The 16,895-nt window shown below is 72.2% G+C and carries 19 protein-coding genes; 5 read left to right on the plus strand and 14 right to left on the minus strand.

All coding sequences use genetic code 11. The features are described 5' to 3' along the window. Window positions 1–131: 131 nt before the first annotated feature. From AB0F40_RS25115 to AB0F40_RS25130, 4 genes are all read left to right on the plus strand, one after another. On the plus strand, window positions 132–1,178 hold the full coding sequence (locus AB0F40_RS25115) for an iron chelate uptake ABC transporter family permease subunit (RefSeq protein ID WP_357474331.1): 1,047 nt from the start codon (window positions 132–134) through the stop codon (window positions 1,176–1,178). Beyond that, a complete protein-coding gene (locus AB0F40_RS25120; protein WP_357474334.1) occupies window positions 1,178–2,209 on the plus strand; it encodes an iron chelate uptake ABC transporter family permease subunit in 1,032 nt (343 codons plus the stop codon). Before AB0F40_RS25115 ends, AB0F40_RS25120 begins: the two co-directional genes overlap by 1 nt. Then, window positions 2,206–3,003 (plus strand): ABC transporter ATP-binding protein, encoded by a 798-nt coding sequence (locus tag AB0F40_RS25125; protein WP_357474337.1) that lies wholly within the window; start codon window positions 2,206–2,208, stop codon window positions 3,001–3,003. The genes AB0F40_RS25120 and AB0F40_RS25125 overlap by 4 nt, the downstream gene beginning before the upstream one ends. Before the next feature lie 140 nt (window positions 3,004–3,143). Next, complete coding sequence (locus AB0F40_RS25130; protein ID WP_357474341.1) at window positions 3,144–4,193, plus strand: iron-siderophore ABC transporter substrate-binding protein; 1,050 nt, start codon at window positions 3,144–3,146, stop codon at window positions 4,191–4,193. A gap of 71 nt (window positions 4,194–4,264) precedes the next feature. Here AB0F40_RS25130 and AB0F40_RS25135 read toward each other — a convergent pair whose 3' ends face one another. From AB0F40_RS25135 to AB0F40_RS25200, 14 genes are all read right to left on the minus strand, one after another. Next, window positions 4,265–5,062 carry an isoprenyl transferase gene (locus tag AB0F40_RS25135; RefSeq protein WP_357474344.1) on the minus strand — a complete coding sequence of 266 codons (798 nt, stop codon included), beginning with the start codon at window positions 5,060–5,062 and terminating at the stop codon, window positions 4,265–4,267. Further along, a complete protein-coding gene (recO, locus tag AB0F40_RS25140) occupies window positions 5,062–5,808 on the minus strand; it encodes a DNA repair protein RecO (RefSeq protein WP_357474346.1) in 747 nt (248 codons plus the stop codon). The genes AB0F40_RS25135 and recO overlap by 1 nt, the downstream gene beginning before the upstream one ends. A 72-nt stretch (window positions 5,809–5,880) precedes the next feature. Further along, the gene (locus tag AB0F40_RS25145) at window positions 5,881–6,510 is read right to left on the minus strand and encodes a hypothetical protein (protein WP_357474349.1); all 630 of its coding nucleotides are present in this window, start codon (window positions 6,508–6,510) and stop codon (window positions 5,881–5,883) included. 58 nt (window positions 6,511–6,568) lie between these two features. Next, the gene (locus tag AB0F40_RS25150) at window positions 6,569–7,324 is read right to left on the minus strand and encodes a cytochrome d ubiquinol oxidase subunit II (RefSeq protein ID WP_357474352.1); all 756 of its coding nucleotides are present in this window, start codon (window positions 7,322–7,324) and stop codon (window positions 6,569–6,571) included. A 121-nt stretch (window positions 7,325–7,445) separates the two neighbouring features. Further along, the gene (locus AB0F40_RS25155) at window positions 7,446–7,964 is read right to left on the minus strand and encodes a nucleoside deaminase (RefSeq protein WP_357474355.1); all 519 of its coding nucleotides are present in this window, start codon (window positions 7,962–7,964) and stop codon (window positions 7,446–7,448) included. A 58-nt stretch (window positions 7,965–8,022) separates the two neighbouring features. Then, window positions 8,023–9,144 (minus strand): allantoinase, encoded by a 1,122-nt coding sequence (locus tag AB0F40_RS25160; protein ID WP_357474357.1) that lies wholly within the window; start codon window positions 9,142–9,144, stop codon window positions 8,023–8,025. A 52-nt stretch (window positions 9,145–9,196) separates the two neighbouring features. Then, the gene (gene uraD / locus AB0F40_RS25165) at window positions 9,197–9,715 is read right to left on the minus strand and encodes a 2-oxo-4-hydroxy-4-carboxy-5-ureidoimidazoline decarboxylase (RefSeq protein WP_357474360.1); all 519 of its coding nucleotides are present in this window, start codon (window positions 9,713–9,715) and stop codon (window positions 9,197–9,199) included. Between the two features lie 104 nt (window positions 9,716–9,819). Next, on the minus strand, window positions 9,820–10,590 hold the full coding sequence (locus tag AB0F40_RS25170; protein WP_357474363.1) for a metallophosphoesterase family protein: 771 nt from the start codon (window positions 10,588–10,590) through the stop codon (window positions 9,820–9,822). Between the two features lie 9 nt (window positions 10,591–10,599). Continuing rightward, window positions 10,600–11,106, minus strand: a complete 507-nt coding sequence (locus tag AB0F40_RS25175; RefSeq protein WP_357474366.1) for a DUF4383 domain-containing protein — start codon at window positions 11,104–11,106, stop codon at window positions 10,600–10,602. Window positions 11,107–11,233: 127 nt separating this feature from the next. Beyond that, complete coding sequence (locus tag AB0F40_RS25180) at window positions 11,234–12,532, minus strand: HipA domain-containing protein (protein WP_357474369.1); 1,299 nt, start codon at window positions 12,530–12,532, stop codon at window positions 11,234–11,236. After that, window positions 12,510–12,752 (minus strand): helix-turn-helix domain-containing protein, encoded by a 243-nt coding sequence (locus AB0F40_RS25185; protein ID WP_357474372.1) that lies wholly within the window; start codon window positions 12,750–12,752, stop codon window positions 12,510–12,512. Before AB0F40_RS25185 ends, AB0F40_RS25180 begins: the two co-directional genes overlap by 23 nt. Window positions 12,753–12,850: 98 nt before the next feature. Beyond that, window positions 12,851–13,477: a TetR/AcrR family transcriptional regulator gene (locus AB0F40_RS25190; RefSeq protein WP_357474375.1), complete on the minus strand. Its 627-nt coding sequence runs from the start codon at window positions 13,475–13,477 to the stop codon at window positions 12,851–12,853. Then, window positions 13,474–15,102: an FAD-dependent monooxygenase gene (locus tag AB0F40_RS25195; protein WP_357474378.1), complete on the minus strand. Its 1,629-nt coding sequence runs from the start codon at window positions 15,100–15,102 to the stop codon at window positions 13,474–13,476. Before AB0F40_RS25195 ends, AB0F40_RS25190 begins: the two co-directional genes overlap by 4 nt. 80 nt (window positions 15,103–15,182) lie before the next feature. Further along, window positions 15,183–15,785 (minus strand): helix-turn-helix domain-containing protein, encoded by a 603-nt coding sequence (locus AB0F40_RS25200; RefSeq protein WP_357474381.1) that lies wholly within the window; start codon window positions 15,783–15,785, stop codon window positions 15,183–15,185. 74 nt (window positions 15,786–15,859) lie between these two features. On the opposite strand from AB0F40_RS25200, the gene AB0F40_RS25205 reads away from it, so the two are divergent. Beyond that, window positions 15,860–16,798, plus strand: a complete 939-nt coding sequence (locus AB0F40_RS25205) for an EamA family transporter (protein WP_357474384.1) — start codon at window positions 15,860–15,862, stop codon at window positions 16,796–16,798. Window positions 16,799–16,895: the final 97 nt, after the last annotated feature.

Genomic DNA, 16,895 nt, shown 5'->3' on the forward strand with positions numbered 1-16,895 from the left:
CATGTTGGGATGAGATCGGTCAATCAACCGACCGATCTCATCCCAACAGACCGAACTCATCGTGACCCGTGGCAACGGAGCGGAGCAGGTGGGCGTACCGACCATCCCAGGCATTGTGGAACACTTAGGCAATGCTTACCTCACCTGCGGAAGCGCCCGCGGAACGCCGTGAGGGTGCGGAAGCCGTGGCGCACCGTGCCCGCCGCAGGACGTTCGCACTGGCCACGGCGCTCACCGCGCTGCTGCTGGTCATGCTCGCGAGCCTCGCGCTAGGCATCCGCGACATCGACCCGGCGGAGGTCTGGCGTGCCCTGACCGCGCCGGTCGCCGGGTTCATGGACCACGACGTGGTCCTGGACCAGCGGCTGCCGCGCACCATCGTCGGCCTCGCGGCCGGGGTCGCGCTCGGCGCGGCGGGCACTCTGATCCAGGGCGTCACCCGCAACCCGATCGCCGATCCGGGTCTGCTCGGCCTGAACTCCGGCGCCTCGCTCGCGGTCGTCTGTGCGGTCTGGCTGTTCGGCATCACGTCGCCCATCGGCTACGTGTGGTTCGCGTTCCTCGGGGCCGCCGGCGCGGCGGCGATCGTGTTCTCGGTGGGGCGCGGCCAGCCCGTGCGGCTCGCGCTGGTCGGCGCCGCCGTGACCGCGCTCATCACGCCGCTCATCACGCTGGTCCTGCTCCGCGACCAGCAGGCGTTCAACCTGTTCCGGTTCTGGTCGGTCGGCTCGCTCACCGGCCGCGGCCTGGAGACCGTGACAGCACTCTGGCCCTTCATCGTGGTCGGTGTCGTCCTCGCCGCGGCGCTGTCGCACCGCCTCAACATGCTGGCGCTCGGCGACGACGTCGCGACCGCACTCGGACAGCGGGTGGGCACCACGCGGCTCTTCGCGGCGGTCGCCATCGTGCTGCTCGCGGGGACGGCGACCTCGCTCGCCGGGCCCATCGCGCTCGTCGGGCTCGTGGTGCCGCATGCGGCACGCCGCCTCGTGGGTACGGACTACCGCTGGATCATGGGCATCGGCGCGCTGCTGGGCCCGGTGATGCTGCTGTCGGCCGATGTCCTCGGCCGACTGATCCTGCCCCGCGCCGAGCTCGAGGCCGGTGTGGTCGCCGCGCTCCTCGGTGCGCCGGTGCTGATCGCCGTCGCACGGAGCAAGAACGTGGTGGGGGCCTGATGAGCGCCAGCACCAGCACCGCCGTCGCCGACCTGCGCACCGTCCGGCGCCGCCGTCAGGTCCTCGTCGTGGCCGGGATGACCCTCGTGGTCCTCGTCGCCGGGACCGGCGCGCTCCTGATCGGCGCCGCCGGCCTCTCCCCCGGTCAGGCGATCGCCGGCGCCCTGGGCCTCGGCGACAAGGGCGACGTCTTCATCATCCAGAAGCTGCGTCTGCCGCGGATCGAGGCCGCCGTCGTGGTCGGCGCGGCGTTCGGCCTCGCAGGCGCCCTGTTCCAGTCGACCCTGCGCAACCCGCTCGCTTCCCCTGACATCCTCGGCATCTCGAGCGGCGCGAGCCTCGGCGCCGTGATCGGCCTGCTGGCGCTCGGCCTGAGCGGGGTCGCCCTGTCCGGCCTGGCGTTCGCGGGCGCCGGCATCATCGCGCTCGCGATCTGGCTGCTGGCCTGGCGCAAGGGCCTGCACTCGATCCGGTTCGTGCTGGTCGGCGTCGGCTTCGCCTATCTGTGCTCCTCCCTGCTCGCGTGGGCCATGGCCCGGTCGCAGGAGCACGAGGCGGCAGCGGTCCTGACCTGGACCGTCGGATCCGTGTCCGACATCCGCGGCGAGCAGCTCGCGCTCGTCGCCACCGGGACGCTCGTGCTGCTCGCGGCGGTCGTCGTCGTCTCACGGCTGCAGGGGCCGCTCGCGCTCGGGGACGACAACGCACGTGCTCTCGGCGTGCACGTGGACGCCGCCCGGATCGGTACGCTGCTGCTCGCCGTGGCGCTCGTGGCCCTCGCGACCAGCGCCGCCGGGCCCATCGCGTTCGTCGCGCTGGTCGCCCCTGCCATCGCCCGCCGCCTGGTGAACGACGGCGGCGCCGCACTCGCCGCGTCCACCGCCACCGGTGCCGCACTGACCCTGGTGGCCGACGTCGTCGGGCAGCACGCACTGCTCGGCGTCGCCGCGCCCGTTGGCATCGTCACGGGGCTCGTGGGCGCCCCCTACCTGCTGTGGCTGCTCGCCACGACCGAGAAGAGGAGCCGATGACCAACCTGCGCGCCGAGAGCGTCAGCCTGGGCTACGACGGCCTACGTGTCATCGAGGACCTCGACCTGACGCTGCCCGACGGCAAGATCACCGCCGTCGTCGGGCCGAACGCCTGCGGCAAGTCCACGCTGCTGCGCGGCCTGGCCCGCCTGCACCCGCTCGACGGCGGCCGCATCACCCTCGACGGCGCCGACATCACGGCCATGCCCCGCAAGGAGCTGGCCCGCAAGGTCGGCATGCTGCCACAGTCCTCGATCGCGCCCGACGGCGTGCGGGTCGCCGAGCTCGTCAGCCGCGGCCGGTACCCGCACCAGGGCTGGTTCGGCCGGCACTCGTCCGACGACGACGCCGTGGTCACCACGGCGCTGGAGTCCACGGGCGTCGCGGACATCGCGGACCGACCGGTGGCCGAGCTCTCGGGCGGTCAGCGCCAGCGCGTGTGGATAGCCATGGTCCTGGCGCAGCAGACGGACATCGTGCTGCTCGACGAACCGACGACGTTCCTCGACGTGCGCCACCAGCTCGACCTGCTCGACCTGCTCACGGAGCTCAACCGGGACCGGGGCACCACCGTCGCGATGGTGCTGCACGAGCTCAACCTCGCCGCGCGGTACGCGGACCACCTGGTCGTGATGGCCGCGGGGCGGATCGTGGCGGAGGGAGCGCCGTCGGAGGTGCTCACGCGCGAGGTGGTCGACGAGGCGTTCGGGCTGCGTGCTCAGGTGGTGCTCGACCCGGTCGCCGGCTCTCCGCTCGTGGTGCCGGTGGGCCGCTACCACTCCTCCACCGGCTGAGCCCTCCGCCCAGCGGAGGCGTGGCTTACCTCACCCCACTGCTCCCCAATTCCGCAACATCGTCGTTACCTAATGTGGTTAGGCTAACCTCACATCGACCGGCGCCCGCCGGTCCCTCGACTGAACATCCGGGAGAAACCGTGCGCCATCGTCGTTCCCTCGCGGCGGCCGTCGGCCTTGTCGCCGCGTCCGCCCTCGCCCTGTCGGGCTGCGCGTCCGAAGCCCCGACCGCGGACGGCGCGACGCCGTCGGGCAACACCTCCGACGCGACCGACAAGTTCCCCCTGACCATCGAGCACGCCCTCGGCGAGACCACGGTCGAGGAGGCGCCCGAGCGCGTCGCCACGTGGGGCTGGGGCTCGACCGAGGCCGCGATCGCGGCGGGTGTCTACCCCGTCGCCGTCGCCGAGCAGACCTGGACCGTCGGCGAGGGCAACCTCCTGCCGTGGGTCGAGGACGCCTATGACGAGGCCGGCATCGAGCACCCGACCGTGCTGACCGACGCCGAGGCGGGTGCATCGGTTCCGTACGAGGAGTTCGCCGCCGCCGAACCCGACCTCATCGTCGCCCCGTACTCCGGCATCACCCAGGAGCAGTACGACCTGCTCAGCGAGATCGCACCGACGATCGCCTACCCGGAGACCCCGTGGCAGACGCCGTGGGACGAGATCATCACCGCGACGGCCGATGCCCTGGGCCGCAGCGCCGCGGGCGAGGCCAAGGTCGACGAGATCAACCAGTACCTGGCCGACGAGGCGGAGGCGCACCCCGAGTTCGCGGGCAAGACGTTCGCCGCGATCGTGGACTCGCCCGAGGAAGGGCTGGTCTACGTCTACAAGTCGGAGGACCCGCGCGCCGGGTTCCTCGAGGGCCTGGGTATGGAGAGCGCCCCGGCCGTGGACGAGCTCGCGCCCGACGACGGCGAGTTCTTCTACACGCTGTCGTACGAGCAGCTCGACAAGCTCGACTCGGACATCGTGGTCGCCTACACGTACACCGAGGAGGAGGCCGCAGCCCTGCCGGACAAGAAGGAGCTGCAGGCCCTGCCCGCCGTCAAGGACGGCATGGTCGTGCAGCAGGTCGGCACCATCGCGGTCTCCGCGGTCTCTCCGCCCACGGCCCTCTCGGTCCAGTACCCCGAGGGCATGCCGACGCTGGTGAAGTCCCTGTCCGACCTGCTCAAGCAGTAACCCATCCGTTGAGTGCTGGGTATCTGCGGGCGAACGCCGGTTTGGCCAACAGATATCCAGCACTCAACGAGCTATTTGGCGGCGGTGGGGGTGTCCAGGGCTCCCCCGTAGCGGCGGTCGCGGCTCGCGTACTCCTCCACCGCCCGCCAGAGGTGACGACGGTCGACGTCGGGCCACGGCTCGTCGAGGAACACCATCTCGGCGTAAGCGGCCTGCCACAGCATGAAGTTGGACGTGCGCTGCTCGCCGGACGAGCGCAGGAACAGGTCCACGTCGGGCAGGTCGGCCAGGTACAGGTACTTCTGCACCGTCTTCTCGTTGACCCGCTTCGGGTCGAGCCTGCCGGCGGCGGCGTCGCGCGCCATGGCCGCGGCGGCGTCCGCCAGCTCGGCCCGGCCGCCGTAGTTGACGCACATCGTCAGGGTGCAGAGGTCGTTGTCCTTGGTGCGCTCCTCGGCCTCCTGGAGCACGTTGATCACGGACTTCCACAGCTTCGGACGGCGTCCGGCCCAGCGGATCCGCACGCCCCACGACGCCATGACGTCGCACTGGCGCCGCATCACGTCCTGCGTGAAGTTCATCAGGAAGCGCACCTCCTCGGGCGAGCGCTTCCAGTTCTCGGTGCTGAAGGCGTACGCCGAGACGTACTTGACGCCGACGTCGACGGCCCCGGCGACGACGTCGAGCAGCGACATCTCACCCGCTCGGTGGCCCTCGATGCGGGGCAGGCCACGGGCGTTCGCCCAGCGCCCGTTACCGTCCATGACTATGGCGACGTGCTGCGGCACGAACTCCTTCGGGATCCGCGGAGCCTGTACCCCTGACGGGTGCGGATAGGGCGCCACCAGCTGCCGCGTGTTCCGGGCCATCAGCGCTCCACCATCTTCAACGATCGCAACGTTCTCTCCAGGTAGTACTGCCCGTAGGCGGCGACGAGGCCGCTCGCCTCCTTGCGGTGCCGCGCGTCGGACGCGTCGGCGGTCACCCAGTCTCCGGCCAGCAGCGAGGACAACAGGGCGAAGGTCTCCGGCGCGGGCGCTGTGGAGCCCGGCGGCCGGCAGCGCGGGCAGACGGCGCCGCCCTGCGCGACGTTGAACGAGTGGTGCGGCCCGGGCTCGCCGCAGCGGGCGCAGTCCTCGAACGACGGCGCCCAGCCGGCCACCGCGAGCGCCCGCAGCAGGTAGGAGTCGAGCACCAGGTTGGCGTCGTGGTGCCGCTCCGACAGCGCGCGCAGCCCGCCGGCGAGCAGCCAGTACTGCTGGACCGACGGCTCGTGCTCCTGCGCGACGAGACGGTCGGCGGCCTCCAGCATCACGGTGCCCGCCGTGTACAGGCCGTAGTCCTGGCTGATGGCGCGTGCGTACGCCCCGATGGTCTCGACCTGTGTCACGGTGTCGAGCCCCATGCCGGGCCGCGGGCTGCGGCCGGTGTGGAACTGCACGTCGACGGCCATGAACGGCTCCAGCCGCGCCCCGAACTTGGACGACGTGCGCCGCACGCCCTTGCCCACGCCGCGCACCTTGCCGTGCTTCCGCGTCAGGAACGTGATGATGCGGTCCGCCTCACCCAGCTTGTGGGTGCGCAGCACGATCGCGTCGTCTCGGTACAGGGGCACGCAGTCATTCTGCCCCTACTCACCGACACTCCGGCACACCGCGCGTCAGCACCCCAAGACCTTCACGAGCGCTCAGCGCTCCACGAACCGCGTGCCGTCCGGCGTCAGCTCCGGTTCCCACACGAACCGGTGGATCACGTGCTTCTCGAGCACGCCGCGCGCGATCAGGGCGACGGTGCCCCAGAGCGCGAAGAGCAGCACCGTCTGCAGGAAGTTGTTGCCGATCTTCTCGAACCCGGTGAGCGCCAGCGTGGGGATCAGGAACATCAGGCCGAGGAACGCGGGCAGCAGGTGCACGCCGACCCACTGCACCACCGACAGCATCTCGATCCGGCGGTCGGCGACGACGCCGTGGTAGTCCATCACGTTGACCACGTGGTCGGCGCGCCACTTGGCGACGTGCCGGGCGACGGTCCACTGCGCGTCCCTGGCGTCGAGGGACGAGCTGCCCGACGGCAGCCAGATCCCGAGGATCTGGTGGATCTCGGCGGGTGTCAGGTAGCCCTTGTCGAGGATCGTCAGGCTGTGCACGGGGGGCTGCCGGGTGTTCGTCGGCAGGACCAGTGCGGCGAGGAACAGCAGCACCCCACCGGTGCCGAGCAGTCCCACGAGCGCGTCCGGGAGCCATGGCAGGAGCAGGGTCGCGGTGGCGACGGCCAGCGCGCCGAGCAGCGCGCAGACTATGCGGTTCTTCATCGTCATGGTGAGCAGGACCTTACCGGCATCTCACCCTGGCGGGTGGCGAAGGTCCGGCGGCCGGTCAGAAGAACGAGGTGTCCCGCCTGCTCAGCGGGCGGGACACGAGCCGCCAGGCGCGAACCTGCAGCGCGAGCGCCAGCGGCACCACGACGGCCGCGCCGATCCCGTACGCGCCCATCGTCTCCGCGGAGATCCCGCCCTCGACGAGTCGGGGCCACGCCACGACTGCCGTACCCACCACGGGGGCCACGATCATCACGGAGGTGACGATCACCGGCAGCGGGCCCGTACGCCGCAGCCGCCAGGCGACGACGGCGGCGGCGTGCAGGCGGGTGACCACCACGGCGACGACGCCGAGGACCAGCGCCGCCAGACCGCTGCCCCAGGCCGCGCCGAGCAGCGCGCCCCAGCTGCCCGCGAGCACGATGCTCGCCACCACCAGCAGGATGTCCCAGGCGTCCCGCCAGACCCGCTTGAGCCGTCTGCTGCGCAGCCAGATCGCCGCGTCGCGCAGCACCCAGGACACGACCAGCGCGACCGCCACGGGGGACGCCGCGTCGAGCAGGTCCGCCCCGGCGTACGGGAACACACCGATGAGCACGGCGAGCGCCGCCACGAGCCACACATCACCGGGCACCAGCATCGGCGCGACGGCACCCAGCACCACGCGCCGTTCGGCGGGCGCGCGCCGCCGGTCGCTGCCGTCGTGGTCGCGCTCCTGCAGCAGGGTGGCTCCGGCTCCCTGGATCGCGCCGTCGAGCAGCACCCACCCGGCCACCAGGACGGTCAGGAGGACGGACCAGGCCGCTGCGTTCATCGGACCACCTCCGGCTCGGCTCGTCGGGCACCGCCAGCGTAACGAGGTCCCCGCCCGTCCGGCCTGCGGAAACGGGGTCGTGTCCGCCTCTCTGCGCGAAAGAAGCACAACCCCGTTCTCGTCAGTACTGGTCGCGTGACGGGAGGGCCCGCCACGCCTCGAACGGCTCGCCCGCTCGGGGGATCCGGTGCTCGACTACGGGGCTGGGCCACGTCGAGCGGTCACGCGCGAGCAGCTCGTAGAGCTCGCGGTCGTCGAAGCCGGCCCGGTCGGCGTCGTAGCGGTTCGCGGCGAACACGACCCGGTCCACGCGGGCCCACAGCGCCGCCGACAGGCACAGCGGGCAGGGCTCGCAGGACGCGTAGAGCGTCGCCCCCACCAGGGAGAACGTGTTCAGGGCCCGGCAGGCGACCCGGATCGCCACCACCTCGGCATGGGCCGTGGGATCGAGGTCGCGGGTCACCCGGTTCCCCTCGGCCGCCACCTCGGCACCCGCTCGCACGACGACGGCCCCGAAGGGGCCACCGCCGTCGGCCACGTTCCGCGTGGCGACCTCGACGGCGCGGACGAGCCAGGCGCCGTCGCCAGGATCGGCGGGTATCCCGGACCGGGGGCCAGGCCTGTCGTTGGGATCAACCATCCTTCGATGCTCGCACCACGGCGTCTCCCCGGCGTCTCGTCGGCAAGGTCCGGCTGCTCTAACGCGCAGCGTCGGACCTCCTGAGCAGCGTGGGGCCCGATCCGGCCGGCGCGGGGTCTACCGCGGCCCAGGCGGCCGGGAAGGTGGTGCCCGCCTCGGAGTCGTAGACGATCAGGTCGGCGGCGGCACCCTCGGCGATCACACCCTTCCGGCGCGGCCCCCGGTCCAGCCCCGCGAGCGCCGCGGTGCTCGCGGAGGTCCAGTGGGAGACGTCGGCCAGCGGCACGCCCCGACGTCGGGCGGCGTCGGCCAGGGCTGCCAGCCCGCCCTGCCGGGGCGAGCCGACACCGCCCACGCAGTCGAGGACACCCTCCCGGAGCCCGTGCCAGAGCGCGTCCTGGTCACCGCCGTCGCGGACGGCGGGGCAGCACGAGCGGGCGGAGCCGTCGGCGGAGCCGTCGGCGGTGCCGTCCCGCACGTCGAGGACGAGGCCGTGGTGGCAGGTCTCCGCGGTGACGGGCAGGCCCTCGTCCTTCGCCTCGGCGATCAGGTCGAGCGCCCGCGCGGAGGTCAGGTGCGGCACGTGGGTGCGCGCGCCGGTCTCGCGGACGGCGTCGAGCAGGCCGGTCAGCGCTGCCGGGCCCTCGGCGTGCACCGCGAGCAGCCCGCCGAACCAGGCGATGCGGCCCATGGCGGCCAGGAGCTCGTCCTGCGGGAGCGGCGGGAGCACCGGCGCACCCGAGCCTGCGAGGGTGCACGTGAGGCCGAGCACCCCGGCGGCCCAGAGCGGCTCCAGCTCCTCGGTGTTGCCGGGGACTGCGCCACCCCAGAAGCCGATGTCGCGGTGCAGGTCGCCCCGTGCTCGCGCCACCTCGGCCGCCGCGCGCCTGTCCTCCAGCGCGCGCACCGTGGTTGCGGGCGGGAGGGAGCCGGACGACAGGTGCGTGTCGACGACGCCGGGCAGCACCACCCGGCTCCCCAGCTCGACGGTCTCACCGGAGACCTTGGCGCGCGCCGGGTCGGCGGAACCCCACCACACCTGGTGGACCATGCCGTCCTGGACGCTGAGGACCGCCGGCTGGAGCTCACCCTCGATCAGGACCCGTTCGGACGCGAGGACCAGGGTCGGCGGCTCCGCTCGCGGCGCCCCGCCGAGGATGACGTCGTCGTCCAGGCTCATCCGAGTCCTCCGCCGGTCACGTAGCCGGTCACACGGCCGGTCACACGGCCGGTCACGCCGGGACCCCGACGGACGCCGCGGCGGGTTCCTCGACGAGGGTCTCCAGGCGCCGGAGGGCTATCTGGCGCAGCTGCTCGGCGGTCACCAGCACCTCGGTGGCGGGGTCGTTCGCGAGGCGCTCGGTCAGGTTCGCGAGGATGTCCTCCGCGGTGCGCCCGGCGGCCCGGACCAGGAAGATCCGGCCGAACCTCGCCTCGTAGGCGGCGTTGCCGGCGGCGATCCGGGCGGCCGTCGCCTCGGCCGCCGCCGGCAGCTCGGTGCGGGACAGGCGTGCTTCGACGCTGTCGCCGGCGGCACACTCACCGACGCGGGGATGGTGCGCGAGCGCCGCGTCGACGTCGGCCGCCGTCCATTCGGCGGCGGCTCGCATGGCACGCAGCAGCAGCGAGTCACGGCACCGGTACGGGCGGCCGGCCACGACGTCGTCGACCCACGAGCCGATGTCGGCGCACGGCCGGACCGTCGCAGCGGCGTCGGAGGCGGGCAGGGCGTTGAAGGTCGCGAGGTCCACGGGGCAAATCTATGGTTTCGACCCGGCGCGCGACGGGTACCGGCGTTTCCGGCCCGTAAATCTTCGGCCGATGCCGTCACCCGGCGTCCGGCGCCCGGCACCCGTCAGGGCAGCCGGCCCGTGCGCAGCATGTGAGCGAGGTCGGCCCTGCCGAGCCGCTCCGCCGACGCCGCGGCCTCCTCGTGGTCGTACGGGACCGTGAGCAGCTCGGCAGCCCAGCCGCCGTCGTCGGTGCGCGACAGAACCGCGAACCGGGCCTCGGGGCGCCCGGCCTCGACCCGGTGGGGGTGCGGGGCGTCGTCCGCGTAAGCGGGCCAGCCCACGCTGCCGGGGTTGACCAGCAACGATCCGTCCGGGAGCGGCCTGGTGCGTGCCTGGTGCGTGTGCCCGCACAGGTACAGCGCGTACGCCCCGTAGGCCGAACCGAGGCGTTCGACGAGCTCACCGTCCGTCGCCTCGCGCACACCCTTCGGGTGCTCTGCCGTCGGCTCGACGACGGTCTGGGTGAGGTAGGTGGCGTCGTCGTCAGGCACGGCGTGGAAAGCGAGCACGCCGGGAGCCGGGCGAGCGGTGAGCGGGAGCGATCCGAGCCACGTCCGGTCGGCATCGGTCAGGACGCCCACCGCGATCCGGTCCGCGCCACCCATCTCGTCGTAGGGCAGGGTCAGTACCTGGCGCTCGTGGTTGCCGCGGACCGTCACGATGTCGGGACGCTCGGCGAGCAGGTCGAGAGTGCCGCGCGGGTCGACGGCACCAGAGACGATGTCACCGAGGTTCAGCACGAGATCGACGGCCTCGGCGTCGACGGCGGCGAGGACCGCCGCGAGCGCCGGGGTGTTGCCGTGGATGTCGGAGAGGACGGCGACACGGTTCATTCACCGAGGTTAGCGAACCGGCGGCCCCGCCTCACCGGTACGCGGGTCCCGGACCTCCGGCGGCATCGCCTCGCTGCTTCCGGGCTGCTCGACGACGCGGGCCGGGGCGGGCCACACGGCGATCAGCAGACCGAGCAGAGCGCTGCCGAGGTGCAGCCAGTTGTCGGCCTGGTTGATGTTCAGGTAGTTGATCTCCGGGTTGTTCACGGCGAAGAGCCCGTAGACGAAGGCCGCGCCGTAGCCGATCAGGAGGAGCCAGCCGAAGGTGCGCGCGCTGGCCGATCTGGACCACGCGCCGATACCCAGGATGCCGATCACCAGGTGCACGATGTTGTGCAGGGGGTTGATGGCGAAGCCCAGCAGCATCTGGTCAGGGTCGTGCTCCATGAAACCGGCCATGTCGAACCCGGTCACGAAGAAGCCCGCTATCCCCACCAGCAGGTAGACCACGCCAACCACGAGGGCAAGCCACTGATGGGCGCCGCGGGGGCGCCGAGTAGCCGTCGTGTGGGTCATGATGCCTCTCCCGTCCGTCTGGTAGCACTTCTCTGGTCTACCGTCACGCGGTCGAGTTCCACTCGCACGCTGGGGCTGCACCGTCAGCGATCCAGCCGACCCTGTCGTGCGCCGCATGACCGAACGCCTACGAAGCAGTGGGCTGGGTGCGCCGCCCGGCCAGCTCACTCAGGAGCCGCTTCCTGAGCGCCGCGACATGGCCTTCGTAGTCGTCGATGTCGTCCAGCGCGCTCTCGAACGCGTCAGGTACCAGCTCGGTGAGCTCAGCAACGCGCTCCACCAGCTGGTCCGCGTCGAGGCCGGCGGCGTCCGCGAAGCGGCTCCAGGCGTCGCGCCCGATCCCGTCGAGCTCGAACACTCCCCCGACACTCATCGAGACCAGGCGTGCACCGCCCGCCGGCGGGTCGTAGGCGAAGCCGGAGGCGACGTCATAGATCGGTGCGAGATCCACCGAGTCGCCGTCCAGCAGGACCGCATAGTTGCGGGCGTGTGCGTCGGGGGCACCGATGACGGTGTTGTAGATCAACCCATCGACGAACCGCTCGACGTTGCGGCGAGCGGCCCCAGCGGTCTCGGACACCTCTCGCAGCATACGGACGATGCCGAGCGCGGACGGACCACCTCCCGACTCGTACTTCTCGTCGGCACCGAGCGCCTGGCACAGGTCTTCCTGGTGCAGGCGGACCACCTGGTCACCCCGAACACGCGCGCGGTCGAACCGGTCGATCACTATCGCGTCCTGGGACTTGAACGATGTGTACTCGGTGTACGCCACATCCAGGCCGACGATCCGCGCGGCACGCATGCTGGCGTGCTCGTCCAGCGCTTGGGCCTTCAGCTTACGGATGCCGGGCTTGACGATGTGCGTCGTCGCCTCGGCCCCCTGTGCCACGTACCACCGATCGCCCTCTCGGCGTAGCGCGAACTTCTGTTGGGTGCCGCCCAACGACCAGTGCTCCCCTGGCATGGTCCAGGAGGCGTACTCGTCCGTGTCCATCTCGTCCAAGCGGATCTCGATGTCACCGACGCTGCATTCCTGAAGGCTGCCTTCGCGCGCGACCGTCGCCGCGATCTCTTCCTCCGCGCAGAACTGCACGGCACCGGCGCAGTCCTTGCCGACGACGGAGAGCAGGGCCAGCTCGTCCCGGGTGTCGATCCGATACCGGCGGCCGATGGCGTCCAGCGCGGCGTCGCTCTCGGGGAGCAGGCCCCTGAGAAACGTCGTGACGGGAGCCCCTACGTGGGATGCGATGTCCGGGGGCAGCGCGAGCGAGACGGGCGTGGCGCCCAGGCGACGCGCGTCATCGAGGTAGGTGAGACGCAGCACGCCGGCCCTCGTGCGGGTGAGCTCTGCGACATGCCGGCCACCGAGAATGACGGCGAGCTGCTTCACGACGGCCATCTCAGGGCGCTTCCTGGTCGTCACGGATGGCCAGGCTTGCGTCGAGCGCATCAAGCACGCGCATCAGACGTCCGATCTCGAGCCCCTCGGTGCGCCCCTGCTCGAGGCTGATGATCCACTGGCGAGAAACGTCCGCCGCTTCGGCCAGGGCAGCCTGGGAAAGACCTCGGTCCAGACGCAACCTTCTGACGGCTGTGCCCAGCCGGGTCAGGGATCGTGCGTTGAGCACCTGGTATGTCGTCACCGATGTCACGGTACGTTGACACTGCAGCCATGTCAACATACCGTGACACGGCTGCAGTGTCAGCGCACCCTGACATCCCGAACGGTCAGGCCTCGTCCTCACCACTGCCGGGGGATCATCCCCGCCTGCGCGTAGACGGTGCGCAGGTACTCCAGCAGCTCGTCCGCGTCGGGGGGCTCCGGTCGCAGCAGCCGGTAGACGACCGCGCCGACCGTCATGTCGATGAGCGCCTCGATGTTCGTCTCCGTGGGCAGGACTCCCTCCTCCACGGCCCGCGACAGCGCCAGGTGCGCGGTATGCCGCCGGGGCACGAGGTGGTTGCGCCAGAAGGCCGTCATGACGCCGGGGTGGGTGACGCTGGAGCCGAGGACCTGAGCGAGCATCGCCCGGTAGCCGGGTTCGGCGAGGGTCCTGGCGCTGACCGGGAGCGCGTCGACGATCACCTGGGAGATCTCGGCGTAGGACAGGCCTGCCAGGTCGTCCGGGCCAGGGCTCGGGATCTCACCACGCGCCGACTCGACGGCCGCCGCGATGAGCTCGTCCTTGCTCGCCCAGCGCCGGTACACGGTGAGCTTGCCGACGCCCGCCCGGCGCGCGATCTGCTCGATGCTGGTCCCGGCGTGGCCGTGCTCGGTGAACAGCTCGAGCGCGGCCCGCAGGATCGCGTCGTCGGTGCGGGGGTCGCGCGGCCGTCCGCGGCCGCGGGGCACATCGGCGGCGGTCATCGGGCGCTGCCCGTGCGCAGGACCTCGGTGAGCCACGGCCCCGACGCCGCCGGGTCCGCGCCGCGCCAGGCGAGGTGACCGTCCGGGCGCACGAGCCAGGCCTCGGCGACGCCGTCCGTCCGGGTGAGCCGCGCCGGCTCACCGTCCGGCGCGGCACCGGATGCGCCATCATCCGCGCCGTCCACGCCGCCCGCGCCGTCCGACGGCGGAACGAGCAGCGCCCAACGCCCGCCGAGCTCGGAGTGCAGGTGGGTCGGGGTCCCGTCCGCGCTGACGCAGTCGAGATTCGGCACACGGTCACCGACGCACGTCCGACGCCGGAGCCGGGCGGCCACCCGCTCAGTCGGCCCGGCCCCCAGCGGGCCGGACCGGTAGCTCACCCAGAGCTGGGAGGTGGTGAACGTGACCCAGCGCTGGATCACCGGCTGGTTGAAGAGCCGGATCAGCACGTGGTCCCGCACGAACCTGCCGACGGCGCTCTGCGCCACGTTGACCCGCGTCACGTTGGCGGTACCACGCACCACGTCGGTGGCGAGCGGACGGCGCTCGTCCGCATAGGTGTCCAGCAGCGCGTCGGACGCCCGGCCGCGCACCACGTGCGCCAGCTTCCAGGCCAGGTTCTCGGCGTCGCCGAGACCGGTCAGCATGCCCTGCCCGCCGAACGGCGCGTGCGCGTGCGCGGCGTCGCCGGCGATGAGGACCCGGCCGCGCCGGTACCGGTCGGCCAGCCGGCGCTGGATGGTGAACTCGGACACCCACTCGCTGTCCAGGACCCACACCTCGCGGCCCGTACGTTCGGGGAGGATCTCGCGGAACCGGTCCAGGATCTGCGCCTCGCTCAGCCGGCTGCGCCGCCCGTAGGCGTCGGCGGCCCGTGGCTCGGCAGGATCCAGCTCGGCAGGATCCGGCTCGGCAGCGTCCGGCGGGGCGCTCTGCGGGTCGTACGCGATCAGCCGCCACAGGTCGCCGCGCCCGTCGTCGTCGGGCATCGGCATGGCGCCGAGCATCCCCGTCGGGTGCAACCAGCCGGACGTCCCGGTCCGGTCCACGTCCCAGTCCAGGTGCACGTCGGCCAGCAGGAACCGTTCGCTCAGGCGCACCCCTGGAGCGTCGATGCCCGCGGCGCTCCGGACGGCGCTGTTGGTCCCGTCGCAGCCGACGAGCCAGCGGGCCCGCACGGTCCGCCCGTCGTCGAGCTCCGCGGTCACGCCGTCGTCGTCCTGCACGAGACCGGTGAGCGACGCGTCCCACTCGGGCGTCACGCCCAGCTCCCCGAGGCGTCGGCGCAGCTCGCCCTCCACGAGGGCCTGGGACACCACCATCGGCGGCGCCGCGGTCCGCAGACCGGGGTCACCGAACCGGATGCGCATCATGGGCCTGTCGCCCAGGTAGGTGGTGATCCGCATCGCCCGTACCGAGCGCTGTGGCAGGTCCCCGAGGGCACCGAGCCGGTCGAGCACCTCTGACCCGCGCACGTGCACGAAGTTGGCCCGCGACGTCGTCGCCGGAGCCGGCAGGCGGTCCACGACGCGCACGCCGACCCCCTGCAGGCGAAGGCCGCACGCCAGCGCGAGGCCCGTGGGGCCGGCGCCGACCACGAGCACGTCGGTGACCTCGTCTGCCATGGCTGCTCCTTTTGTTAACGCATCGGTATCGTTAACAAAATAGCGCAGCCCCGCGGCGGCCGGAAGGGCCCGCGTGCGCCTCAGCCGGACGGCGCGAGCAGCGCCCGGACCGCTGCCCGGGCGGTGGCGAACGCGTCCGGCTGCGCCCGGGTGGTGTGAGCGACGATCGCCCCCTCGTAGAGCAGGTGGACCTGCGCGCCGACCTGCTCCGCACCGGGCTCCCCGGCGCCGCGGAGGAGGTCGGTGAACACGCCGAGCATGTAGAGCTTGTCGGCGAGGATCACCGCGTTGCCCGGGTGCTCCGTACCGCCGATCTCGGCGTGGGCGTTGACAAAGGCACAACCCCGCAGGTTCTGCTCGGCCCACTCCTCCGCGATCTCCAGCGCCGCCAGGACCTGACCGGCGCCCGCGCCGCGACCCGCAGAGTCACGACCCGCCGGACCACGGGCCGCGAGCCGCTCGTGGAACCAGGCCACCCAGCGCTCGTGCCGACGCGTCAGGTAGGCAGCCACCAGCGCGTCCTTGGACCCGAACCGGTCGTAGAGGGTCTTCTTCGTGACACCCGCCTGGTCGGCGATCAGGTCGACGCCGACGCCGCGGATCCCACGCTGGTAGAAGAGCTCGCCCGCCGTCGCGAGGATCTTCTCGCCGGCCGGGGTATGGGGGTTGGGGCTGCGTCGCATGCGGTCTCTCCGTCCGGGAGCTTCGGGTGCGGGGTGCACTGCGAGTATACCGACCTGTGTGGTTACCTGCCATCATGCCAGCACGCCTCCTCCGTCACGCCGCCCCCGCCCTGCTCGTGGTGCTGTGGAGCTCCGGCTTCGTGGGTGCCACCTTCGCGGCCCCGGTCGCCCCTGCCACCACCACGCTGCTGTGGCGCTACGTGGTCGCCGCACCCCTCATGCTCGTGGTCGTGCTCGCGCTCCGGCGCCGCTACGGACCGCGCTACCTGCGGCGGGAGGCGGTCCTCGGCACCCTCGGCCAGGCCGGCTACCTGTACGGCGTCTTCCGCGCCGTCGAGCACGGGCTGCCGGCGGGGACCGCCGCCCTGCTCGCCTCGCTGCAGCCCGCGCTGGTCGCCGTCGTCCTGTCCCGGTTCGGGCAGCGGGGCGGACGCCGCCAGGCGGCGGGCCTGGCGATCGGCTTCCTGGGGGTCGCGCTCGCCGTCGGGCCCGACGCCGTCGCGGGGACCGGTGTCGCAGGGGCACTCTGGGCCGTGACGGGCATGCTCTCGCTCTCGGCCGCCGCCGTGTTCGGCGACCTGTGGCCGGCACCCGAGGAGGAGCACGACGTGCTGGACTCCCTGGCCGTGCAGGGCGTCGTCACGCTGGCGTTCTTCGCCGTGGTGGCGTTCGGGAGCGGGCAGGCCGCGCCACCCGCCGACCCGTCGTTCTGGCTGGCGGTCGCCTGGCTGGTGGGCCTGTCGTTCCTGGGCGGTTACGGCACGTACCTGTACGTGCTGCGCACGCGAGGGCCGGTGGCGGTGAGCACGTGGCTGTACCTCACGCCGGCGGTGGCCGCGACGTGGGCCTGGGCCATGTTCGGCGAGGAGCTGCCGCTGCTCACGGTGGCGGGGTTCGCCGTGAGCCTGGCGGGGGTCCTCGTCGTCCGGCCCGCGCGTGCACGGCGCAAGCCCGCGTGCACGGCGCAAGCCGTCGCCCGCTCTGGCCGCGGCCCGATCTTGACAGATTGGTAACCCTCGGGTTACCAATGGTCCATGGACGCCTTCGCTGCTCTCGCCGACCCGGTCCGGGGCGAGCGGCGCCCGGCCCGACCGGCCCGCGCCGCGCCGG

This window comes from Promicromonospora sp. NPDC023987, assembly GCF_040639055.1.
Taxonomy (GTDB): domain Bacteria; phylum Actinomycetota; class Actinomycetes; order Actinomycetales; family Cellulomonadaceae; genus Promicromonospora.